General features: G+C 61.9%; 17 protein-coding genes and 2 pseudogenes. 8 read left to right on the top strand and 11 right to left on the bottom strand.

Annotated elements, in window-relative coordinates:
• The first annotated feature begins 951 nt into the window (after positions 1–951).
• On the top strand, positions 952–1,152 hold the full coding sequence (locus AAFG16_RS03225; RefSeq protein ID WP_342737239.1) for a hypothetical protein: 201 nt from the start codon (positions 952–954) through the stop codon (positions 1,150–1,152).
• Between the two features lie 52 nt (positions 1,153–1,204).
• Here AAFG16_RS03225 and AAFG16_RS03220 read toward each other — a convergent pair whose 3' ends face one another.
• Both AAFG16_RS03220 and AAFG16_RS03215 read right to left on the bottom strand, forming a co-directional pair.
• Positions 1,205–1,591, bottom strand: coding sequence for a response regulator (locus AAFG16_RS03220; protein WP_342737237.1), 387 nt, complete (start codon positions 1,589–1,591; stop codon positions 1,205–1,207).
• Between the two features lie 119 nt (positions 1,592–1,710).
• On the bottom strand, positions 1,711–2,076 hold the full coding sequence (locus AAFG16_RS03215; RefSeq protein ID WP_342737235.1) for a PRC-barrel domain-containing protein: 366 nt from the start codon (positions 2,074–2,076) through the stop codon (positions 1,711–1,713).
• A gap of 152 nt (positions 2,077–2,228) precedes the next feature.
• On the opposite strand from AAFG16_RS03215, the gene AAFG16_RS03210 reads away from it, so the two are divergent.
• Positions 2,229–2,420, top strand: a complete 192-nt coding sequence (locus tag AAFG16_RS03210) for a hypothetical protein (protein WP_342737233.1) — start codon at positions 2,229–2,231, stop codon at positions 2,418–2,420.
• A gap of 660 nt (positions 2,421–3,080) precedes the next feature.
• Positions 3,081–3,356 (top strand): annotated as a pseudogene (locus AAFG16_RS03205) (septal ring lytic transglycosylase RlpA family protein); the annotation flags it as partial.
• On the opposite strand, the gene AAFG16_RS03200 reads toward AAFG16_RS03205, so the two are convergent.
• The 4 genes from AAFG16_RS03200 to AAFG16_RS03185 form a co-directional block, all read right to left on the bottom strand.
• Complete coding sequence (locus AAFG16_RS03200; RefSeq protein WP_342737231.1) at positions 3,332–3,769, bottom strand: hypothetical protein; 438 nt, start codon at positions 3,767–3,769, stop codon at positions 3,332–3,334. The pseudogene AAFG16_RS03205 and the gene AAFG16_RS03200 sit on opposite strands and share 25 nt — an antisense overlap.
• Before the next feature lie 396 nt (positions 3,770–4,165).
• The gene (locus AAFG16_RS03195) at positions 4,166–5,530 is read right to left on the bottom strand and encodes an HlyD family type I secretion periplasmic adaptor subunit (protein WP_342737229.1); all 1,365 of its coding nucleotides are present in this window, start codon (positions 5,528–5,530) and stop codon (positions 4,166–4,168) included.
• A gap of 1 nt (position 5,531) precedes the next feature.
• Positions 5,532–7,370, bottom strand: a complete 1,839-nt coding sequence (locus tag AAFG16_RS03190) for a type I secretion system permease/ATPase (RefSeq protein WP_342737227.1) — start codon at positions 7,368–7,370, stop codon at positions 5,532–5,534.
• A gap of 12 nt (positions 7,371–7,382) precedes the next feature.
• Positions 7,383–11,675 (bottom strand): hypothetical protein, encoded by a 4,293-nt coding sequence (locus tag AAFG16_RS03185; RefSeq protein ID WP_342737225.1) that lies wholly within the window; start codon positions 11,673–11,675, stop codon positions 7,383–7,385.
• A 90-nt stretch (positions 11,676–11,765) separates the two neighbouring features.
• On the opposite strand from AAFG16_RS03185, the gene AAFG16_RS03180 reads away from it, so the two are divergent.
• Positions 11,766–12,185, top strand: coding sequence for a hypothetical protein (locus AAFG16_RS03180; RefSeq protein ID WP_342737223.1), 420 nt, complete (start codon positions 11,766–11,768; stop codon positions 12,183–12,185).
• Here the strand turns inward: AAFG16_RS03180 and AAFG16_RS03175 are convergent.
• Positions 12,165–12,716, bottom strand: coding sequence for a hypothetical protein (locus AAFG16_RS03175; protein ID WP_342737221.1), 552 nt, complete (start codon positions 12,714–12,716; stop codon positions 12,165–12,167). The two genes, AAFG16_RS03180 and AAFG16_RS03175, sit on opposite strands and share 21 nt — an antisense overlap.
• A 137-nt stretch (positions 12,717–12,853) precedes the next feature.
• Positions 12,854–13,474 carry a sigma-70 family RNA polymerase sigma factor gene (locus AAFG16_RS03170; protein WP_342737219.1) on the bottom strand — a complete coding sequence of 207 codons (621 nt, stop codon included), beginning with the start codon at positions 13,472–13,474 and terminating at the stop codon, positions 12,854–12,856.
• A gap of 1,030 nt (positions 13,475–14,504) precedes the next feature.
• Here AAFG16_RS03170 and AAFG16_RS03165 point away from each other — a divergent pair.
• From AAFG16_RS03165 to AAFG16_RS03150, 4 genes are all read left to right on the top strand, one after another.
• A complete protein-coding gene (locus AAFG16_RS03165; RefSeq protein WP_342737217.1) occupies positions 14,505–14,708 on the top strand; it encodes a hypothetical protein in 204 nt (67 codons plus the stop codon).
• A gap of 270 nt (positions 14,709–14,978) precedes the next feature.
• Entirely contained in the window at positions 14,979–16,229 is a 1,251-nt protein-coding gene (locus AAFG16_RS03160) for an HlyD family efflux transporter periplasmic adaptor subunit (RefSeq protein WP_342737215.1), read from the top strand.
• A 3-nt stretch (positions 16,230–16,232) separates the two neighbouring features.
• On the top strand, positions 16,233–18,734 hold the full coding sequence (locus tag AAFG16_RS03155; protein ID WP_342737213.1) for a peptidase domain-containing ABC transporter: 2,502 nt from the start codon (positions 16,233–16,235) through the stop codon (positions 18,732–18,734).
• A gap of 424 nt (positions 18,735–19,158) precedes the next feature.
• Positions 19,159–20,064 carry an alpha/beta fold hydrolase gene (locus AAFG16_RS03150; protein WP_342737211.1) on the top strand — a complete coding sequence of 302 codons (906 nt, stop codon included), beginning with the start codon at positions 19,159–19,161 and terminating at the stop codon, positions 20,062–20,064.
• 283 nt (positions 20,065–20,347) lie between these two features.
• Here the strand turns inward: AAFG16_RS03150 and AAFG16_RS03145 are convergent.
• The 3 genes and pseudogenes from AAFG16_RS03145 to soxC all read right to left on the bottom strand — a co-directional run bounded on the left by AAFG16_RS03145 (position 20,348) and on the right by soxC (position 23,602).
• Positions 20,348–21,696, bottom strand: a pseudogene (locus AAFG16_RS03145) (IS1182 family transposase).
• A gap of 105 nt (positions 21,697–21,801) precedes the next feature.
• Positions 21,802–22,344: a cytochrome c gene (locus AAFG16_RS03140; RefSeq protein ID WP_342737209.1), complete on the bottom strand. Its 543-nt coding sequence runs from the start codon at positions 22,342–22,344 to the stop codon at positions 21,802–21,804.
• Complete coding sequence (gene soxC, locus AAFG16_RS03135; protein ID WP_342737207.1) at positions 22,331–23,602, bottom strand: sulfite dehydrogenase; 1,272 nt, start codon at positions 23,600–23,602, stop codon at positions 22,331–22,333. The genes AAFG16_RS03140 and soxC overlap by 14 nt, the downstream gene beginning before the upstream one ends.
• Between the last annotated feature and the right edge of the window lie 134 nt (positions 23,603–23,736).

Here is a 23,736-nt window from a genome sequence, read left to right as displayed (position 1 = left end):
CATCTATCACCTGACTGGAGGACCTCCTCACTAACCAATCGGTCGATTGGGGGAAGCCATAGCCAGCCCCGCTTATAGGGGACATGCTCCGGAATACAGGACCGGACTTGAAACAGCCGCGAAGGGCAATCGCGAGACCGCCAACGTCTCGCGCAGCGGCCAACAACACAAGTGGGTTTAACGACGTCAAGCTAAGGCACGTCGGCCCGCAGGAGTGGGCAACGTATTGCTTGCGACCCACAGACAACCGCCTGCCGCGGATTCGGCACGGCGGTGATTCCGCGTCAACAAGCGCGTGTAAAGGCCGACCGCATGACCCCGGCCTCCCTCAATCGAGGTTGCGTCGGATCCGCTATGCCGAGAGCATGGTTTTGCCGCCGCAAGGCGAAGCTATGCTTTCACCTCGGGGACGCAGAATCCCCGACCTCGACCTAATCGAGAACTCGCGGGAATCGCAGGTAGCTCTGGAGCGCGCGCACAACCGCGCGCGTGCGGTCGTCTCTCAACATCCGGACGCGTGGATAAACGCGCTGACGCGCGGGACGCCGTGGATCGATGAGCCATCCTTTGGGGCCGGACCGTCCGATCTAAGCCAGCTGACCCGTGGACGCCTGAGCATCTGCTCGAGGCTGTGCAGCAGCGTCTCGATGCAAACGCATAAGCCATGCGCCAGCGCGTCAGCGAATTCGTGTTCCCACCAAGATCGTAGGTCGACTACGCGGCAATCGGAGCAGGCGTAGCGCTCTCCGCCTCTGGCGCCCTGGTCGAGCACCAGCTTCATCGCCCGCCCACAGTGCGGGCAAGGCTTCCGGATTGGACGCTGCAGCGACATTTGGCTTCCCCCGCCTCGGTCAGCGTAGTGCCCTTTGCCGGGCGGGCCCAAGCGATCTCTTGACGTGAGCCTCATCTACCATCGAAGATCGGCATTCGGTGATGTTGTGGGGTGGCGTCATGGAAGAGTTCTACAGCGGCTTCGCGCAGTGGGCGCGCGATCTGGCGGAGAAGGCCGACCCGTTCACTAGGCGGCGGCTTCTCGATCTGGCTCAGAGGTACGAGCTCAAGGGTAAACCGGGCTCAAGCTACGGGCGGCCATCGCCACCGCCGCGCGCAACTCCTCCGACGGTGCTCTTCTCCGGATCCGGCGAAGCCTGACACCTGCGCCTGCTTTCACCCTGTGAAGAGCGGTTTCAAGACGATTGGCCAGTTAAACCCGCGATGTCGCGCCACCGAGCAGCTGCGAGACGGCGGCAGCCAATTGCGCCGGCGCAAAGGGTTTCTGAATCAGGACGCTGCCGTCGACGCCCTGCGGTTGCCAGTCAGGCGCGCTGGCGCTCGTCATGCAGACCACAGGAAAGCCAGGCGGGATTTCCCTGATCTGCCGCGCCAGCTCCCAGCCGCTGAGGCCACCACCCAGGTTGACGTCCGTCAGCAGGACTCGACATCCCTCGCGGCCATCGCAAAAAGTGGACATGGCCTCCTCCCCCGAATGAACCGAGCAGGCCTCGAAACCGCCGTCGGACAAGGCGTCCTCGACGAAGCTGGCGATGAGAGCTTCATCCTCCACCACTAAAACTCGAACGGCATCACTCACTTTCAAGTCTCCTCGGCGATCAAGCCGGGTCGTCGGGCGTGCGGCGGTTGCGTTGGTTGGCCCGCGGTCGGGCAGAAGAGCGAGCTTCGCCGTCGGGCAGCCAGGCGCGTGGTGCGGCCTCAAGCCACCGGCACACCGTAATAGGCATTCACGGACCGGGTGGTCGCGGGATCGCTCCAATTCCAACTGCTCTCGTCGGCGTATTTGGGGGCGCCGCGGAGCTGGTCCTGCGTGATGCCGGTGATGTAGCCGCCGAGGTTGGTGTCGTATTTCAGCGCTTGCCAGGGCAGCGGATAGTGATCGTCGCCGATCCCGAGCAGCCCGCCGAAGCTGAGCACCGCGTACGAAACCTTGCCGCTGACCTTGTCGATCATGACGCGCTCGATGTAGCCGACCTTTTCCCTATCGGCCCCGTACACGTTCGTGCCCTCCACCTTGTCGCTGCCGATCAGGCTGAACGTCTCGCGATCTTCCATCGTCGCCATGTTGACCTCCTGGATGTTGTCTTCGGAAATCAACGGTGGGACGATGCCTCCGTTCCCGGCACAATCCGCGGTGAAATGCTGATTTCCCAGGGATGTAGCGGTCGGATCGGCTGACGCGCCGCAATGTGCCGGACGACGAGCGGAGTTAGAGCATGGAGCTGACCGATCTGGAGCGCGATTTTCTGAGGAAGCTCCTCGGCGAATCCTGGGTCAGCCAGCCGACGTTCGACCACGAAATCGTGGCGCGGCTCGTGGAGCTGGGTCTCGTGGAAACCGAACCGCTTCCATCCGGAGATATCGAGTATCGCATCACCGTCGCGGGGCGGGCGGCGGCTTCCGCGTGACACGGATGGGGCGGTCAGTAGGGTCATGAAGCGCGCTGTGGGCGGCGATCCACGGGACCTGACCGAGGCGGGCCCAATCGGACCGACATGAGCCGAAAGCTTCGCGGTCGTTGCAGCGCAGCTCCCCCGTTCCGATTGAATATGGCCGCAGCCTCGACGACCGCGCCCTTTTGATCTGTTGTCGTCACGCGCTCGCGAATGATATCGGCAAATGCTGAGCGCCGGTGGGCCGGGGCGGCAGCCATGCCTGGAGCAAATTAGCCGTTTGCTGCGCCGCTCCTAAACATCTCCGGAACATCATCACGTTCACCATCGGTACGAATTCACCTTTGTTATGCACGTGAATGCGTGCGCAGGAACGCGGGCGAATGAGTTTGCATTGTCCATCAGTGTCATTTGTGCGTGAGGCCGACCATGCGACTTCTTTGCGGAATGATCGCGATTGCAACAATGCCGGCGTGGATGGCGATTCATGCGAATCCTGCTGTGGCGCAGTCCTTCGATGACAGGTGGTCCATCATCCCAAAGGCTCACGCGGAGCCAACCCCTGACGGACTTGATCAGACAAAGAAGGATGAGCCGCAATCGCAACCTCCGACGACACAGCAAGCGCAACCGGCGCAAGAGCCCTCGAACGATAATCCAGCTCAATCTTTCAAGCGGGTCTTTTCCGGAAAGGCTTCCTACTATTCGTATGCCAAAGGCAGGACAGCGAGCGGTTCATCGTTTGATCGAAATCTAATGACCGCGGCGCACCGCCACCTGCCGTTCGGCACCAAGTTACGCGTCACTCACGGCAATCGAAGCGTCATTGTCACCGTCAATGACCGCGGGCCATGGGTCCGGGGTCGCATTCTAGACCTATCATTGGCCGCCGCGCACAGCTTAGGGATTACGGATCGTGGCGTGGCTCAGGTTCGTGCCCAGGTGTTGTAGAGAACGATGCTGATATAGGGCCTTGGCCCTTTCCACGCCAGCTCAAACCGGCCAAGCACCAAAGCCGCTGTACGGCCTCGCCAGCGCGTCCTAGGGGCATGACTATCCTCGTTCAACCGGCAACCTTCGAAATCGTCATCAACCTCAATACGGCCGCCGCGGCCGGAATCGAAGTATCGGCAAACCTGCTTGCAGGCGCGGACGAAGTCATCTCTTAGACAAATGGAGTTGTCCATGCCCCAGATCACGATCGACCGACCGTCTATTAAAGGACTGTGAACAATCCGCTCATAAACCTGATCGATCCAGATACGATTGGCGAGCTGCAGGATCTGCTCTCTGCCATGAAAATCGATGCGGATGTTAAGGTCGTTGTGTTTCGCAGTGCCGACCCGGATTTCTTCCTCGCGCATTGGGATGTCCTTGCTGATAAGGCGGAGGTGGCGGCGATGCGCCTGGACCAACGGGGATGCATCCGCGGATTGACGTGCTCGTGCGATCGTCACGCGCGCCGGTCGCCTCGATCGCGGAAATTCGTGGTCGCGCTCGCGGAGGGGAGCGAATTAAGACATTGAAAATGTCAGCTCTGGGGGATGATTAGGGAGGCGCAACCACCGATACCGATTCGGTGCAAGTTGCGATCTGACTAAGCCGGCGCCTGCGTCCCGAACGCGGTGAATATCTTCTAAATTGTTGATTTTTCTTGCTGTGACCCTCACGCGCGACCCCTCCGTTCCTGGTTAGCGCCAACACACAGCACGGACGGTGACGTCATGAGCGCGCTGATATGCCGCCGCTGCTCGTCCATTTCAGGTTTCGCGGAAAGCGCGGGAGAAGCTGTCGAGGACCGGCTTCATGATGTACTCGAAAAAGGTGCGCTCTCCGGTCTTGATGTAGACGTCGGCGGGCATCCCGGGCGTCGGGATGAATTCAGGCATGCGCCTGAGAATATCGTCTTGGTCCAAACGCACCCGAACGACATAGAACTCCCGACGCGTGTCACCGTCGGAGCGGGTTTCGGTCTTCACCTGTACTTGCTCTGCCGCCAAGGCATCCGCCGACACGTAGATGACGCTCGCCGCGACCATGGGCGTGATGCGCTGGTTGAGCGCGGACAGCCGCACCAGCGCCTCTTGGCCAATGCTCACGTGCGAAATGTCCTTGGGATTCACATGGGCTTCGATGATGCGCTCGTCGCCAATCGGTAGAAGCTCAAGGATCACGGCGCCGGGAGAGACGACGCCGCCCGGCGTGTGAAAGTTCTTCTTTACCACGATGCCCCGGACTGGCGAACGAACATCGATCCGGTCGACCACGTCCTGCGCGGCGCGGATCTGCTCCTCGACGTCGTCCAGATCCGCCTCGGTCTCGCGCAGCTCCTTGGTCGCATCGCGGAGCGCCGTCGCATGGAGCTGCACTATTCTTTCATTCGCCTGAGCAATCCGCTCCTTCGCATCGGCGATGCGGCCGAGATACTCGCCGAGCTCGCCCCCGAGGCCTGCCTCGGAGCGTCGCAGCGCCAGCACATCTGACTTGCGGACCAACTGCTGACCAAGGAGCGCGTTCTTGTCCTTCAGCTCTTCGGCGAACAAGGCAATGCGCTCTTTGGTGGACTGTACTTGCGCCTGATATCCGCGAATGCTTTCCTCCAGCCCAGCGATTTGCTTCACAAGAACGCTTTCCTCGGTCATCCGACTAGCTCGGCGTGCCCAGAGTTCGGCACGTTGCCGTTCGAGAATCGCTTTGATTTCCGGATCGCGTGCGCTCTCGCTGAATGCGACCGGAGTTTCGATATGGTCCGAAGAGCTCATTTCAGCTTCAAGACGCGCCTTCATAGCGAGGAGTCGATACTTTTTCAAAACCAATCGCCTCAGCTTGGCGTTGGCAGCCGTGTCATCCATGCGAACGAGGACCTGGTTCGCCTCGACGATATCACCGTCATTGACCGCAATCTCGCGGATGATACCGCCCTCGAAGTGCTGGACGAGCTTGTTTTGTCCGGTTGCCACGAACGTACCCGAGGCGACGACCGCACTGTTCAGTGGAGCGACTGCGGCCCAAAGACCGAAACACCCGAGCCAAACTACCAGGATGGCAAGGCCGGTGAAGATGGGCCACTTGGCGCTCAACGGAACGCCGCGATACCATTCGCCGATGCGGTCGTCCGCCCTCATGCTATCCTCCCGCACTGGTCATTGGCCCGAGGATTCCATTGCGTTGTGGCTGCTCCGACTTATCTCCGCCCGCCCCGCCTGGCGTCCGAACCAGGCGATGCAACACGTCACTCGGAGATCCGAATGCTTCCGCGCGCCCGGCCCGCAGAATGAGCACTTTATCCACATTGTTCAGCAGCGCCGGGCGCAAGGTTACGACCACTGCAGTCACCCCTCGCCTCTTGGCGCGCTGCAGGGTCTCGGTCAGAGCCTGCTCGCCGGCCGCATCGAGATTCGAATTGGGCTCATCGAGCACGACAAGGGACGGACTACCGAAGAAAGCCCGGGCGAGCGCGATGCGCTGCTTCTGCCCTCCTGAGAGTGGCCCGCCGCCGCGGTCGAGCACGGTCTCGTATCCTTGCGGCAGCTGGCAGACCATATCGTGGATGCCCGACAACATCGCCGCCTCATAAATACTCGCATCAGGAAGGTCGTCGCGCATGCGGCAGATGTTCTGCTTGATGGTGCCGGGAAACAGCTCGACCTCCTGAGGCAAGTAGCCGCTATATTCCCCGAACTGGCGGCGATCCCAGTTGCGCAGCTCCGTTCCGTCCAGCCTGACCTTGCCGGCGGTCGGCACCAGACAGCCCACCAGAATGCGCGCGAGAGTCGACTTGCCCGATCCGGACGGTCCGACAATGGCCAAAGATTCTCCGGGCGCCAGGTCAAGCGATATGCCATTGAGCACCGGCTCCTTCGAGCCGGGCGGCAGATATAAGACCCGATCAACGCTCAGGCGCCCTTGCGGTTTGGGCAAGCGCAGCTTGGGCGTCTCGCGCTGAAATGACTCGACCGCCTGCTTGACGCGCGCGTACGCCGATCGCGCCTGCACGCAGCTGCGCCATCCCTCGATCAAACCCTCGAGCGGCTGCAGGGCGCGTCCGGCAATGATCGAAGCTGCGATCATCATGCCCCCGGTGATCTCGGCGTGGAGGGCCAGATACGCACCAGTGCCGAGGATCGTAATCTGGGCTACGAGCCGGACGAACTTCGACGCACCGCTAATCCAGAAATTCCGGTCAAGAGCCTGGCTCTGCACCGTCAGCGCCGGAGCCTGCCGCTGGCCCCAATGCAGAATGCTTTCGTTCAGCATTCCCATGGCGTTGATCACTTGCGAATTTCGGGCCAGCGACTCCGCAGCCGCATCGGCCTCTGCGGCGTGCAGGGCTGCCTCGCTCAAACGTTCCGAGGTCGCTTTCTGGTTGATCAGCGCAATCACCGCAAGAGCCAAGCCCGATATGACTGCGATCCAGCCGAGATGGCGGTGAACGAGGAAAATGACTCCGAAGTAGAGGGGCGAGAGCGGCGCGTCCATCAGCAGAAGCATGATAGGGCTCGAGATGAAGCCCCGCACCTGATGAAGACTACGGATCGCCTGAATGGTCCCGCCCTCGCCGGCCCTGGCGCTATTGATGCTACTCGCCAGCACCGCGCCGCCGAGCACCGCCTCCATCTTGGTCGCAAGACGCCCCAGCACCTGCCGACGCAGAATGTCGACGATCGAGAGGATGCCGATGAACGCCAGCGCGAGAGCCGAGAGCATTAGCAGGGTCTCGAGACTGCGGCTCGTCAGCACGCGATCGGATATCTGGAACAGGTAGATCGGCAGCGTGAGCATCAGCAGATTCACAACAAGCGAAAATGCCGCGACCGCTATCAGGCTGGCGCGCGCCACCGAACGCCAGGTGACCAGCGCGTTAACAGGTCCGACATAGTCGCGGGGTTCGCCGTCGGGTGCGACGCGAGGGTGATCTGCAAGATCGTTGCGCGGCGGATTGTCCAGTGTCTCGACGGCCGCCATGTTTGCCTCCTGCTACAGGATGGCGTCGTGAGATGCAATGTGATCGATCGGATGAGTGGTATCGACGGGGTCAGGAGGCGGCGCGGGTTTTTGGATGTCGGCAACCACTGGCGGCGAGGTGTCGTGAGCCGAGGCGGCGTCCCCCGGAAAGACAGCATTCTGAGCGGGAGCCGCGGTGTCGCTGCTGAGCGCGACGCCATAGTCGGTATACTGAGTTCCGGTGAACAGCGCATTTGACGGAGGCGGCGGAGCATCGTTCAAGGCGATCACATCGCCAGAGACGGCGCTCGGGTCGACGGTCGCCGCCGCATTCGATGTGTCCGTTGCGAGATTGTCCGCGACTGAAGTCGCGGATGTAGGACTCTGGTTCGGTACGTCCGTTGCGGTGGCGAGCGCGAGAAGGGTGTCGGCTGATCCGGGGGGTGGAGCACTGCTTGAGTCCGGCACGGTCGTATTAACCACCGACGCTGCATTGGCAGGCGCTGCACTGGCGAGAGTGTCGCCGGCTACATTACCGGCGTCGGCCGGATGTGACGCGTCGCTGGGCGGATTGGCCGGAGCGGCAGCTGTGTTGGTGAGCACGGGCTCGGTCGGGTCAGCGATCGGCGCGGCATTCGCAACAGCATCGCTGGCCTCGTTCGCAGCGTCGGCCGGATGCGACGCGTCGCTGCTCGCATTGGTCGAAGCAGCAGCCGTTGAGGTGAGCACCGGCTCGGTCGGGTCAGCGATCGGGGCGGCATTGGCAACAGCGTCGCTGGCCACGTTCGCAGCGTCGGCCGGATGTGACGCGTCGCTGCTCGCATTGGTCGAAGCGGCAGCCGTTGAGGTGAGCACCGGCTCGGTCGGGTCAGCGATCGGGGCGGCATTGGCAACAGCGTCGCTGGCCACGTTCGCAGCGTCGGCCGGATGTGACGCGTCGCTGGCCGGATTAGCCGGAGCGGCAGCTGTGTTGGCGAGCACCGGCTCGGTCGGGTCAGCGACCGGTGCGGCATTCGCAACAGCGTCGCTGGCCACGTTCGCAGCGTCGGCCGGATGTGACGCGTCGCTGCTCGGATTGGTCGAAGCAGCAGCCGTTGGGGTGAGCACCGGTTCGGTCGGGTCAGCGATCGGCGCGGCATTCGCAACAGCGTCGCTGGCCACGTTCGCAGCGTCGGCCGGATGTGACGCGTCGCTGCTCGAATTGGTCGAAGCAGCAGCCGTTGGGGTGAGCACCGGTTCGGTCGGGTCAGCGACCAGCGTTGAACTCGCAAGAGCCTCGCCAGCTATCCCGGTGTCGGCCGGATGTGACACGTCGCTGCTAGGATTGGCCAGGATGGCAGCCGTTGGGGTGAGCGCCGGCTCGATCATATCAACGGGTGCGGCAGTCGCAACGGCATCGCCAGCTGCTTTGGCGAGCTCCGGCTCGTCACTGGTCGCAATACGCGCAGCCAGGGCCGACCCCGTGATCTCAAGAGCTGGCGCCGAACTGTCAAGGGTGTCAGCGCCGGCGCTGTCCAATGCAGCCATTTGCGACAACGAGGTCGATTGGCTAGCTGCACCCGTCGTCGGGCCGGCCATGTCGTGGGGCACCGTGCTGACGGTGTCGGCCACGGTCGTGAGCACCGGCTGCACCTCCGCCTCCACCGGCGCAATCGCGTCGGCCACCTCGCTTGCCAGCGTGCCGGCGGTGTCGCTCACCATCGTAAGCGCCGACTGCACCTCCGCCGCGACCGGCGCGATCGCACCAGCCATGTCGTGGGGCACCGTGCTGACGGTGTCGGCCACGGTCGTGAGCACCGGCTGCACCGTCGCCTCCACCGGCGCAATCGCGTCGGCCGCCTCGCTTGCCAGCGTGCTGGCGGTGTCGCTCACCAACGTAAGCGCCGGCTGCACCTCCGCCGCGACCGGCGGGATCGCACCGGCCATGTCGTAGGGCACCGTGCTGACGGTGTCGGCCACGGTCGTGAGCGCCGGCTGCACCGTCGCCTCCACCGGCGCAATCGCGTCGGCCACCTCGCTTGCCAGCGTACCGGCGGTGTCACTCACCATCGTAAGAGCCGGCTGCACCTCCGCCGCGATCGCGCCTGCCATGTCGTGAGGCATCGCGCTGACGGTTTCGGCTGCGGTCGTGAGCGCCGGCTGCACCGTCGCCTCCACCGGCGCAATCGCGCCGGCCACGTCGCTTGCCAGCGTACCGGCGGTGTCGCTCACCATCGTAAGAGCCGGCTGCACCTCCGCCGCGATCGGCGCGATCGCGCCGGCCATGTCGTGAGGCAGCGTGCTGACGGTTTCGGCTGCGGTGGTGAGCGCCGGCTGCACCGCCGGCTCCGCCGGCGCAATCGGGCCGGCCACGTCGCTTGCCAGCGTACCGGCGGTGTCGCTCACCATCGTAAGAGCCGACTGCACCTCCGCCGCGATCGGCGCGATCGCACCAGCCATGTCGTGGGGCACCGTGCTGACGGTGTCGGCCACGGTCGTGAGCACCGGCTGCACCACCGCCTCCACCGGCGCAATCGCGCCGGCCACGTCGCTTGCCAGCGTACCGGCGGTGTCACTCACCATCGTAAGAGCCGGCTGCACCTCCGCCGCGATCGCGCCTGCCATGTCGTGAGGCATCGCGCTGACGGTTTCGGCTGCGGTCGTGAGCGCCGGCTGCACCGTCGCCTCCACCGGCGCAATCGCGCCGGCCACGTCGCTTGCCAGCGTACCGGCGGTGTCGCTCACCATCGTAAGAGCCGGCTGCACCTCCGCCGCGATCGGCGCGATCGCGCCGGCCATGTCGTGAGGCAGCGTGCTGACGGTTTCGGCTGCGGTGGTGAGCGCCGGCTGCACCGCCGGCTCCGCCGGCGCAATCGCGCCGGCCACGTCGCTTGCCAGCGTACCGGCGGTGTCGCTCACCATCGTAAGAGCCGACTGCACCTCCGCCGCGATCGGCGCGATCGCACCAGCCATGTCGTGGGGCACCGTGCTGACGGTGTCGGCCACGGTCGTGAGCACCGGTTGCACCGTCGCCTCCACCGGCGCAATCGCGTCGGCCACCTCGCTTGCCAGCGTGCCGGCGGTGTCGCTCACGATCGTAAGCGCCGACTGCACCTCCGCCGCGACCGGCGCGATCGCACCAGCCATGTCGTGGGGCACCGTGCTGACGGTGTCGGCCACGGTCGTGAGCACCGGCTGCACCTCCGCCTCGACCGGTGCAATCGTGCCGCCCACGTCGTGAGGCAGCGTGCTGACCGTGTCGGCTGCAGTCGTGAGCGCCGGCTGCACCTCCGCCTCGACCGGTGCAATCGTGCCGCCCACGTCGTGAGGCAGCGTGCTGACCGTGTCGGCTGCAGTCGTGAGCGCCGGCTGCACCTCCGCCTCGACCGGTGCAATCGTGCCGCCCACGTCGTGAGGCAGCGTGCTGACCGTGTCGGCTGCAGTCGTGAGCGCCGGCTGCACCTCCGCCGCGACCGGCGCGATCGCACCAGCCATGTCGTGGGGCACCGTGCTGACGGTGTCGGCCACGGTCGTGAGCACCGGCTGCACCTCCGCCTCGACCGGTGCAATCGTGCCGCCCACGTCGTGAGGCAGCGTGCTGACCGTGTCGGCTGCAGTCGTAAGAGCCGACTGCACCTCCGCCGCGATCGGCGCGATCGCGCCGGCCATCTCGTGAGGCAGCGTGCTGACGGTGTCGGCCACGGTCGTGAGCACCGGCTGCACCACCGCCTCGACCGGTGCAATCGCGCCGCCCATGTCGTGAGGCAGCGTGCTGACGGTGTCGGCTGCGGTCGTGAGCGCCGGCTGCACCTCCGCCGCGACCGGCGCAATCGCGCCGGCCATGTCTTGGGTCGGTGTGCTGATGGTGTCGGACGCGATCGTGAGCACCAGCTGCACCCCGGCCTCCACCGGCGCAATCGCGCCGGCCACGTCGTGCGGCAGCGTGCTGACCGTGTCGGCTGCGGTCGTGAGCGCCGGCTGCACCTCCGGCGCGACCGGCGCAATCGCGCCGGCCATATCATGGGGCGGCGTACTGATGGTGTCGGACGCGGTCGTGAGCACCGGCTGCGCCACCGTCTCGACTGGCGCAATGGTGCCGGCCACGTCGCTGGGCAGCGTGCTGGCGGCGTCCGCCACGGTCGTGAGCACCGGCTGCGCTGCCGCCTCGACCGGCGGGGTCCCTCCCCCCGCGCCATTGTCGAAATTGCCGACCATTCCAAGCAGTTGGCTGTTTCCGAGGTGGGAATTCGCTGACAGCGCGTTGACGGAACTGACGTCGATTGAGGGTGGAGCGTCCTGCTCGGAGACATCGGCATCATCGCCGCCTCCGCCGTCCCCGCCCAACACGGCCGCGACTGCCTCACTGCGGGAGGAGCTCGGCGTAGCCGCCCCTTCATGTAGCTCCGCTTGAAGTCCGATTGGATCGAGCTGGGTCGCATGCGCCTGCGACGAGTGAGCGGCTCCCTTGGCCATCTCATCCTCTGCACTTGTTTTCCGGGCATCACCCATCGACTGAGCATCGTTTGTCACGTGCGGCGCGCCTGCCTGAGCGGCTTTCGCATCCTCCTCCTCGGCCGTCGCGGAATTGAACGTAGCAGCAAGAAGCTCTTCTCTAGCCATCAAGGGGGCAATGGCAATGAAGAACGGCCAGGTCAAGAAACTGAAAGAGCCGATTCGCTTGTCCAAACGCCGCGACCCAGCCTCGAAGATCTTTCGCTCTTGTTCGAACAGTTCACGCTTTTCTACATCGTGCATGATCGCCACCGTTCATCTCGTTCGTTACAAAGCAACTCGCACCTAGCGGCATTCACCGCCGAGCGCCGCTCCTTCGGCGCATCAGGCGTCCGTGTTGTGTGACGTGTCCGTTGCCGCGTCGAAATGCCCCACGTCGACGTGATCCGCGTCCACCGGGCCCATCTGGCCGATGGCGTATTCGAGCGCATCGTCGGACGACATCGAAGCGAGCGCGCCGTGTATGTCACTCACATGATCCGGACTGTGCGAGCCGAAATCACCATGCGAGAAATCGAACCTGGCCAGCGCTTCACCGGGATTACCATAGGTGTCACCCCCGCCGGCATCGTCGGACCGGAGGTCGCAAGAATCCTTCGGCTGATAGTTGTGGTCCTTGGCGTCCATCCAGCCACCATAGTGCTTGGAGTAGTCGCCCGGGCCATCTTTCGACGAGTCGTCCTTTCCGCTGGAATACTCGTCGTTGTCGCCATTCTTCGAGTAGACGCCGCGCCCTCCATGATCGTCATTCCACTTGGACTGCTTGCCGTCGCTGCAGTCATCTGGCTTGCTTGGCGCGCATTCCTCCGTTGGGACACCGATCCCCAAACTCTTTGCCAACCCGAAAATGCTAGTAATGCTGCTCAGGATAGACATGATTGCGCTCCTCCCCGCAGGTTTGCGACGGCAAGGGCACATGCGTCATGGGCACATGCCCCCGCATCACTTGGCCATCACCCCTACTGTCGCCGACGCACACCGATGGATGCAGCGGCGAAGAAAAATTTCACGCCTCATGCGAGCTGCCGCCGCAGGGCCATGAGCTCTCTCCGGATCCACGCCTTAACGGTTCCGACCGGAACCTGGAGGTATTCGGCGATCTCTTCATGCGTGCGCCCGTCGACGATCGCCAGAAGCAGGGTCGCGCGGCGCTTTGGCTCGAGTTGATCGAGCAGGGTCCTGAGCGTCATGCTATCTGGGATACAGGCGGCGGGGTTCCGAAGGGTCTGTTCCCGCGCGCAGATGGCGTTCAATGTCTCGTCCTCCAGGGCGAATTCGCGCCTGGCGTTCTCCTGCATCTTGAGTGCCGTGTTGCGGACGATCGTGTAGATCCAGCCTCGGGCGGATCCGCGGGCAGGATCGAAGTTTTTGGCATATCGGAGAATTTGCGCGAATGCATCGTGGACGACGTCTTCCGCACGCGACCTGTCGTGGACGATGCGGTGCGCCATCGCGCGCAACTGGTCCTTCTCACGGGCGTAGATTTTGCCGAGGGCCGACTGCGACCCCGAGGCGCAGTCAAGAAGCGCTATTTCGTAGTTAAGAGCCGTCTCGCGATGATGATGATAGGTGTCATGCCGCGCTGCACCGGAGCGAAACTCTGCCTTCGTGAAACCAACGCATGGATGGGGCATGGTCGAAGTCACCCCTCATAAAGCAGGTACGCTATTACTCTTCCCGCGCAGGGAGACTGCCCTACTGCATTCCAATTGTTGCACGTATTAGATTGTCAAATTCTAAAATACGGAATCGGCTATCGGCGAACTCAAGTCAGCAGAGTCGACTTCGTTCCGACACTTTTTCAAAAATTTTTATCGACGGGGCGCAAGCGGCCGCAAACTCAAGCCCGCTGGCTAGGTGAGCCGACCGCAAGCAGCAACGTGAATTCACTCTGTTTGGCGAGAGGGCGGCCCGTCATTCGTATTGCCCTTTCAGGCCCGCCGAAGCCGTTGCAAACCAGGTTTGCGCGCAGCCGCTTGCGGGCCGACGCCATGTTCTTGAGCGAGACGTCTTCGACGTTGTCACTTAGCGCGGCTTTGTCGAAGAGAGGCGCAGCGGCCGCCGCCGGGTGGTGGTCCCGTCCGCTAAGGCGTTTTACAACTTCAGGGCAGGCGCGAATCCTTCGAGGGTCATTCGCAGCCCTTCAAAAAGATCGGTATCGCTACCCTCACATTTTCCACCCTCTATGCAAACCTGCCCGATGCAAACCTGCCCGCACGCGCTCACGCTGCCACGAGTCCAAACCCTTGCGCTGCTCATCGGAGCTGCGAACGTGCGCCGCCATTGCGGTGAGTGCGGCTATCAATGCAAGTCAAGCCGCTTCTCGGGGGCGCACCAGCCCATGGCGCCGCAACGCATTTTGCTTCGGAAGGCACGATGTCGCATCTCTGCCGCCGCCGTCGAAGATGTCGGTTAATCAGAGCGCCGACTCACTGACGAAACCGCACTGACCCGAACTTCAAGGCGCCATGCTTACGTCGCTGTCGATTCACGATGAAAACGAGCGCCTAGCACGTGCCACACAGTAATCTGCGCGAATATGACCGACGGTGCATCCCACAGAAAACTTCTTCGACAGTGCATCCAGATTTGCGCCGTGCAACTAGTTAGAACGTGGCAGCAGTCACAGCAATATCCCACCACTTACATCGAAAGGAGACCAACATGGAGAAGATGGACAAGTTTACTCATCCTATGGAGCTGTCTGATCAGGAAATCGATCTGGTTGCGGGCGGCGGCGGCCATCGGTGTTCTGGAGGAAACGAAAACAACGGCGGCATTGGCGGCCTCGTCGGCATCGGATTCCTCAACGACAACAATGTCGCGATTCAGGTTGGAGCTGGAAACGTCGCCGTCCAAAGAACGTAGCGACCCAATCTGCTCGTCCCCTGGGCGGTGCAGCGCCGCCCAGGGGGCCGAAGGAGCGTGCTACAATGATCTACATCGCTGCCGCACTGCCGTCGCAGGTCAGTTTCTTTCGTCCCGACGCTGGGCGAACCACTTTCCCGATAATGAGGCGCGGTTCTCCACCGCATTGTGCGTACCAGTCGCAGCTATGGCGCGGCGGAAGCTAATCAGGTGGAGAGCGATACCACGCGTAGCCCTTAACTTGACGAACGAAGCTAACTAGGTGCATCCATGGCGGCTCGACCAGCTCTCTTTCGCCAGGAAGCAATCGACTTTCTACGTCAGCGCCACAGCTGGGGTGAGGTCGTATTGCTGCAGCCGCTATCGAGCACGCTCCTTAGCTGGAGCCTTGGAGCGCTCGTTGTGCTCATCTTGTGTTTTCTCTCCATCGCGCAATACGCGCGCAAGGAGACAGTTTTCGGGTATCTCACGCCCACCTCCGGCACGGCTAAGATTTTCGTGCTACAATCAGGTTTCGTCAAAGGGATACATGTGAAGGAGGGGCAGGAGGTAGCAGAGGGTGATCCGCTCCTGACCGTAGTCACTTCCCAAATCACCGCCAATGGCGATGACGTCAATGCCACCGTACTTGGAGTGCTGACCCAGCAACGCAATGTGGTCGAGCGACAACTCGATGCGGAGGATCGCCGAACCGCCTCGGAACGGGATCGCCTCGCTTCCACGATCCAAGGGATTGAAGGAGAGATTGCTCAGCTCGAGGACCAGCGAAACATCCAAAACGAGCGACTGAAGCTTTCCGAGGGTTTCGTATCAACCGGCGCTAAGCTAACTGCGAGCGGAGCATTGCCAGCGATTGAGCTGAAGCGCCGCGAACAGGCTGCACTCGAGCAAAAGCAGAGCGTGGTATCGCTCGATCAGCAGATCATCGCGCGACGCACCCAATTGACAGACGCTCAGCATACACTCGAGCAACTCCCGACCGTTGCTGCAGAGAGGATCCGGGTGCTGCGCAATGATCTATCCTCGATCGAACAGCGCGTCGCCGAGGTGAACGGGCGGCAGGCTTACGTCATCAGGGCGCCAACGAATGGGCGCGTGTCCACGCTGCAGGCGACTGTTGGCCAGGTCGCCGATCCACGGCATATGCAGCTCGAAATTATTCCCCTTGATGCGCAGTTGCAGGCGGAGCTGTTCTTTCCGACACGCGCGTTTGGCTTCGTGCGTCCCGGCCAGCAGGTTAGGATACTTTACGATGCATTTCCCTATCAGAAATTCGGCACGTACCGCGGCAGCGTGACAAAAGTCTCTCACACGATTCTGACCGCCAACGAAACGACCGGGCCGATCACCCTCAAGGAACCTGCTTACCGTGTGACTGCGGCTCTCGAGCGGCCCGACATCGACGCCTATGGCCGTAAGATGTCGCTTCAGCCGGACATGCTGCTTAGGGCCGACGTTATCCTTGAGCAGCGGTCCTTGATGAGGTGGCTGCTTGATCCGGTGCTAAGCGCAAGGATGTAGCGCATGCAGGGTCTACTAAATTTCAGCGGACGCAGATTTCTCCCGGTGATCAGACAGACGGAGGCGGCGGAATGCGGGCTTGCCTGCCTCGCCATGGTAGCGTCCTATCACGGTCATCAAACTGACCTGAGCAGCCTGCGGCGCCGGCATCCAGTATCCCTGAAAGGCGTCACTCTCCGCGACCTCATGGAGATAGCAGCTCACCTAAAGCTGGCATGCCGGCCGCTCCGAATCGAAATCGGCCATCTCTGCCAGTTGCGTTTGCCGGCCATTCTGCACTGGGACATGGCTCATTTCGTTGTACTGAAAGCGTACAGGAAGAAGGGGATCGTGGTCCACGATCCGGCGGGCGGCGAGAAGTGGTTTCCCCTCACTGAAGCATCTAGACATCTCACAGGGGTCGCTCTCGAACTCTCGCCCACTGAAGAGTTCTGCCGCACAGACGAGAGGATGCGATTGCCGTTCTCGGTATTCTGGAGCGGAATGAACGGAAACACTTATGCCCTCGCCCAAATATTAGTTCTGTCAGTGGTCATCGAAATTCTTCTCCTTGCCGCCCCTTTCTATATGCAGCTCACCGTTGACGAGGTCATAGCCAGAGGGGATGTCGATCTCCTGCTGGTACTCGGGCTAGGATTCGCGCTCCTTCTCCTAATACGAGTCGCGTCAGCCGCGACCCGCTCGTTCATTATTCTTGTTCTGCAGAACACCTTGAGCTTTCAAATCGGCGCACGGCTGTTTCATCATCTGGTGCGTTTGCCACTCTCATTCTTCGAAAAGCGGCACATCGGCGACATCCTGTCTCGCTTCAACTCGATCGAGCCGATCCGCAACGTGCTCGCGGAAGGACTGATCACGGGCTTGATCGACGGTCTCATGTCGGTGTTGATGCTGGCCTTGATGTTCACCTACAGCGTCCAGCTCGGACTCGTCGTCCTGCTCGCGTTCGCGTTGTATGCCGCCTTGCGGCTCGCACTTTTCAGGATGTTCCGACAACGGAGCGAAGCGGCCATTCACAGTAAGGCAGACGAGAACTCCACCTTCATCGAAACCGTGCGCGCCGTACAAAGCCTAAAGTTGCTTAACCGAGAAAACGAACGAGAGAGCCAATGGCTGAACCGCTATGCTGCGTATATAAATGCCGTCGTGCGGCTCGGTCGCGCGAGGATCAGCTTCAAAGCGATGAACGACACGGTTTTCGGCCTGGAAAACGTCATCACAATCTACCTCGCCGCTCGCCTCGCACTGGACAACCTCATCACGGTTGGGATGATATTCGCGTTTGTCAGCTACAAGCTGCAGTTCGCCGAGCGAACAGCGCTGCTAATCGAGAAGCTGGTGGATGTTCGCATTCTCGGATTGCACTTGGAGCGTCTCGCCGACATTGCGCTCACTCCGCTGGAGCGTGGGCACGATCGGGACCTGTCGTACATCCGACAGATTGGCGGCGCGATCGAACTGCGCAACGTGTGCTTCCGGTATGCAGAAGGAGAGTCTCTGATTCTCAATAACGTCAATCTGCGCGTTGCTCCCGGACAATTCGTGACGATCATGGGACCCTCGGGCTGCGGCAAGTCCACTCTTGTCAAGATCATGCTCGGGCTGCTCGAGCCGACGAGCGGGGAGGTTCTGATCGACGGCCTTCCGCTGGGCCAGATCGGACCGCGGGCTTATCGCGAGCAAATTGGCGCGGTGATGCAGGAGGATCAATTGCTGTCGGGATCGATTGCCGATAACATCTGCTTTTTTGACACAACATTCGATTTGCAAGGGATGATCGAGTGCGCGCGGGTTGCAGGCATTCACGACGACATCATGGCAATGCCAATGAGCTACAACAGCCTCATCGGTGACATGGGAAGCTCGTTATCTAGCGGGCAGAAACAGAGAGTATTGCTTGCGCGCGCGCTCTATCGCCGACCAAAGATCCTGTTTCTGGACGAGGGCACGGCACATCTCGACACTGAGAAAGAAAAAGAAATCAATGCGAATCTCCGACACCTAAACATGACGCGGGTGAGCGTAGCGCACCGACCCGAAATTACCCAGGGAGCGGATATGATCATCCATCTTGCCTCGGCGAACGAGGCGTCCCAAGTAGGCATTGCAAGCCGCAGCCCAGCAGCGGCTCCTCCGGGCGATGCTGGTTCGGCCAGGCTTGCCGTGGAGGGTGGTAGATCGGCCGAAGCCGCATCGGCCGCGGAGGGCCACGATGTCTGCTGCGATCACGGCCGCACGAGCGATAACTCGAATCATGCCGGGACCGACAACTACTCGAAAGACGGCGAGTGGGACCACTCCAAGTACGTTGGTGACTGCAGGCGCGCCAAGAACAACGGCTGCCAGCCGCACCAAGACGGCAACCAGCTAGAGAAGCACGATTGCCCCGAGCCGTCCGACCATCGCGGCAACGGTGGCGCCAATCGTAACCCGGGTGAAGCACTAGCCAAGATCGACTTCTCGCGACGGTCAATTCGGCTCGCAGATCCTGGATCATTAGGGTGACATACAGGGCGAGCTCCACTTCTGCGAGAAACGCGATCGATCATCAGCACAGTCGGGTTACTCGGTCGGAGAAACAAGCTTGTGCTGGCTCATTCAGGCAACCCCGCCTCGCCGCCCGGGAAAACCCGTTTGCCGCCGCGCTGATCGGAGGCGGAATGCTTTAGCTGCTGGCCGGCGACCAAAGACCGAAGGCCGCGGCGCAGTCAGCTACGGAGGCAGTTACATCCGCCGCCGACATCGGGGCAAGCGGCCTGATGTCGGCAGACGGCAAGCCAGGCCCTGTCGGACCGGATCTGCGACCTGGTGCCGAGCGGGGAGTTTTTCCACTACACCAAGATCGAAGGCTTCGCCTGCATCATCGGCAGCGGCGTGCTTCGGCTCGGCCAGCTTCTGAAGCGCATCGAGGAGGACGAGATCCGGGCCTATGCCGCGCAGCACGGCTATAGCGGCTATCTGGGAGACTATGCGGAAACGCTCGCCCGCGAAAACGTTGCTGTTTGTCCATGGCGCGACCTTACCAGGCGAGGCGACATTCGATTTTCCAATCGAAGGACTATCCTGGATGGACTACATAGCCCAGCGCGGCTGGGATGTGTATCTGGTGGACTTGCGTGGCTACGGTCGTTCGACGCGGCCGCCGGAAATGGATCAGCCAGCAGCCAGTAATCCTCCCATCGTCACGACCGATGTCGCGGTCAGGGATGCGGGCTCCGCAATCGATTTCATCCTTCAGCAGCGAGGTGTCTCCAAGCTCAGTCTCGTGGGCTGGTCGTGGGGGACGGACGTCATCGGCGCTTACGCGGCTGACCGCAACGACAAGGTCGACAACCTCGTGTTCTATGCGCCCAGATGGCTGCGAACCCCGTCGCAAGCTGCGGCGCCCGCGTTGGGAGCTTACATTGCAGCTCCGCCCAGACGGGATCGCTTGCAAGCCGGCGCCCCCGATGATCGAAAGGCCGACTTGATGCCGGGTTTCGAGGCGTGGGTCGCGGCCGCTATCGCCTCCGACCCCGTTGGCTCGAAGCAGGACCCGCCGGTGCTACGCAGCCCGGCAGGTGTAATTCAGGACACCCGGAATTACTGGGAGGCAGGCAAACCATATTATGATCCGGGGCGGATCAAGGTCCCCACGCTGGTGGTGGTCGCGGAGTGGGATGGACTGAATCCTCCGGAGGGCGCACAAGCCATTTTCCGCAGGCTGCCAAGCGGCCCCGACAAGCGGCTTGTCATGCTTGGCGAGGAAAGCCATTTCGTGCTGTTGGAGAAGGACCGGCTCCAACTTTTTCATGAGGTGCAGCTCTTCCTCGATGGGGTGCGCCTGACAAACTGACAGCTCTTCGTCCTCTTCGCAGAGCAGCGTTTCGATCGAGACGGTTGCGCGCGTCGTTGGGGCGCCGGCTACTTTGGCAACTAAGAAGCTACGCAAACGAGCGCCGAGAGTCCGAAAGGGTCAAAATGCGAAGAACGAGCAAATCTGGTCCGCTTAGCCGCAAGGAGCGGGCGTCCGCTAGATGAGGCGCAACTTCGCTGATGGGCCGATTCCGTTGAAAAAAGCCGGCAGTATTTCGTTGTAATAGCTCCGTCCCGACGTGGCCGAACTGCTCTACCGATCCTTATCCGAGCCTCGGGTGCATCGGGATCAGCTTGGCCATCTTTCGAAGGTTCTGGGCGGTGGCTGCGAGGATGAACTCGTCGCGCGCGCCGTTTGGACATCGTAGACGCAAACGGTCGAGCTTGAGAATTCGCTTGAGGTACGCGAACAACATCTCGATTTTCTTGCGGAGCCGGCGCGAGGTGCCCCCCTCCCACGATCTCGCGATCTGGCGCGCCATGTCGCGAGCGCCCTCGTAGATCGAGCGCGGCACTCTCCCTCAAGCCTGTTTGGGGCAACACCGAGCCTTCAATGCGCATCGATCACAATCGCGCTTACTGGCGAGGTAAAGCATGGTGGCATCATCATTCACCAACGTTCCGGTCGTGGTAAGAACTTTGCCATCAGGGCAACGATAGACGTCCCCAGCATGGTCATAGGTGAAGTCGTCGCGCGAGAAGAGCCCGTCTGTGCGGGCCGACTTGTCGAAGACTGTAACGTGCGGCGCGATGCAGTGCTCATAGACCAGCCAGGCGAGCATCTCGGCCGAACCATAGCCGCTGTCACCGAGGAGCCGGCTCGGATAGAGATCAAACCGCTCCAGCGAGCGCTCAATCATGCGCTTAGCGGCTAATACCTCCGCCTGCCGGATTGCCGTCGTTGCTTCAACATCGACGATGATCGCGTTCTCGATGTCGACCAGATAGTTCGTCGAATAGGCGAAAAACGCTTGGCCGCCGTGCGCTCCCTCCTGCGCGCCGCCGGATCGGAAGGCAATACGAACTTCGGGGTAACCTCGGTCGCGGCTCCGAAAGCGGCATCATCAAGAACAGCCAGATACTCATCGATTGCTCGGCCGGCAGCCTCCGGCGGAAGGCCCTTATCGCCTTCGATCCCCTGCTGCCGATTGGCATCGGCCTTGATTAGGCTCGCATCGACGGCAAATCCTTCACCGCCGACCAGTCGCTCCTCGATGCAGCGGCGCAGCACGCTTTCGAACACGCGACGGAAGAGGTCGCTCTGCCGGAAGCGGCCATGCCTGTTCTTGGAGAATGTCGAATGATCCGGCACCGCCCCATCCAGACCGAGCCGGCAAAACCACCGGTAGGCCAAATTGAAATGAATCTCATCGCACAGGCGCCGCTCCGATCGGATGCCGAAGCAGTAACCGATCAAGAGCATCCGGATCATCAGCTCGGGATCGATCGAGGGCCGACCGATGCTGCTGTAGAAAGGCGCCAGGTCCCGCCGGACCTGTTCAAGATCGACAAACCTGTCGATCAACCGCAGTAAGTGATCAGTCGGGATATGTCTTTCGAGCGAGAACTCATAGAACAACGCGGCCTGTTCGACTTGTCGATGCCCCATCATGATCTTCAGTCCTGCCAACTAGACAGACTGAATCACTGATATCTCTGCGTCGCAACAGCCGTTTTTTCAACAGAATCGGCCAGAAGCGGAAAGGCCCGGCCCGAGCTACTTCGGATTGCGCGGGAACAGGATGAACCCGTCCCGGTTCGGCATTTTCACGTTGGGCAGCGACTGCGCGTCGATCACATCGTTCGATCCGACGATCCCGTTGAGATTGAGGATATAGGCCGATACCGCGTAGAGTTCGTCCGCGGTGAGCGATTTCGACTCTTGGAATGGCATTGCGCGGCGGATGTAGTCGAACAGCGTTGTTGCATAGGGCCAGAAACTTCCCACAGTCTTTATCGGTGTTTTGTCCGGCGCCAGTGTGCCCATGCCGCCGGCAAGCGCCCCAGCGAGCGCGACACTGGGACTGATTCCCTTCTCGCCGTGACAGGCCTGACATTTCGCTACATAGATGGCTTCCCCCTCGATTGCGGTGCCACGACCAGGCGGCAGACCTGCTCCATCCGGTCCGATGCTGATGTCCCACGCTGCGATGTCAGGGGGCGCGATCGGTTGCCCGAACTGCGGGGCCTGGGCCAGGGCCGCCGGTGCAATGGTCAGCATAGATACGCAGACTACTGCAATGGGTTTAAGCGTAAACATTGCTGGCCTCCCCCATCTCGTCGATGCGCCAGCTTGCGATGGCGTTGTAGTGGTAGACCCCACGCAAGCCGCGCTCGTCGGCGAACTGAGCACGCGTTGGCTGCACCATGCCCGTGTCGTCGGTGGCGCGACTCTGCAGCACGGCGGGACCGCCGTTCCATTGCCACGCTGCGCGGAAGCGCACGGGCGCCTTTGGCAGGATCGGGCCCTGCAAAGCTGCCGGCGCCCAGCTTCGTCCGCCGTCAGCCGACACGTCGACCTGCCGGATGCTGCCGTTGCCCGACCAGGCGAGCCCGGAAATCTCATAGAATCCCGGTCCCTTCAGCGCGAGTCCCGGCGACGGACGCGTGATGATGGATTTTACTTCGATCGGGAACACGAACTGCCAGGCCTTTTCATCCTTGAGCAAGATCGTGTATTTCGATGTTTCGTCTTTGGTCATGGCGGGGCCTGCGGTCAGCTTGAGCCGGCGCAGCCACTTCACGTTCATGTTGCCCTCGAAACCAGGCAGCAACAGCCGCACCGGGTAGCCATTCGAAGGCCGCACTCGCTCGCCGTTCTGATAGAGACAGAGCAGCGCATCATCCATCGCCTTGGTGAGCGGGATGCTGCGGCTCATGGCGGCGGCGTCAGCCCCCTCGGCGATCACCCAGCGCGCCCCAGGTTCGATGCCAGCTTCGTCGAGCAACGTGGAGAGCCGCACACCGGTCCATTCCGCGCAACCCAGTAGGCCGTGAATAGCCGCCACATTGAGCGGCTGGGCCTGAGGCGCGTTGAGCGCCTGGCTGTTGCCGCCACACTCGATGAAGGCGATGCGCGATTGCATCGGATAGCGCGACAGCGCTTCGACCGTAAACACAAGCGGGCGCTTCACAAGTCCATGGATCACTAGCCGGTGTTGATCGGGATCGATTTCTGGGCTGCCGGAATGGCTACGCTCGAAATGCAGCCCAGATGGTGTGATCATTCCTTCGAGCATGTGCAGCGGCGTGCGTGACGAGCCGACACCGGCCGGGTTGGGGGGCGGCGGAAAGACTTTGACGACCTTGCTCTCGAATGGTGAGGGCTGGCCGTAGCCCGCAAATCCGAGACCCGGCACCTTCATCCACGGCTGCACCGTAAGTTGTTCCGCCGATCCGCAGGACAGGCCCGCACCAGTCGCACCAACAACGAGCGCGCCTTCAAGAAAAATGCGGCGGCTTAGAATTCCATTGCCGGCCGCCCGATCGCCTGGTTCGGGATGAGTTTTTCCAACCATGAGCAGCACTCCTTCGTTGCGGTCAAATGAACTCGCGTGTCCGCGCGCACGGCCAGTGCTCGTGAGACCGGCACAAAAGGACTGTCGGTTTTATTGAGAGTGTGATGCCTGCCGACGGCATTCCTGCCATTCGC

This window comes from Bradyrhizobium sp. B117 (genome assembly GCF_038969555.1).
Lineage (GTDB): Bacteria > Pseudomonadota > Alphaproteobacteria > Rhizobiales > Xanthobacteraceae > Bradyrhizobium.
This window is presented reverse-complemented; position numbering and strand designations above follow the sequence as displayed.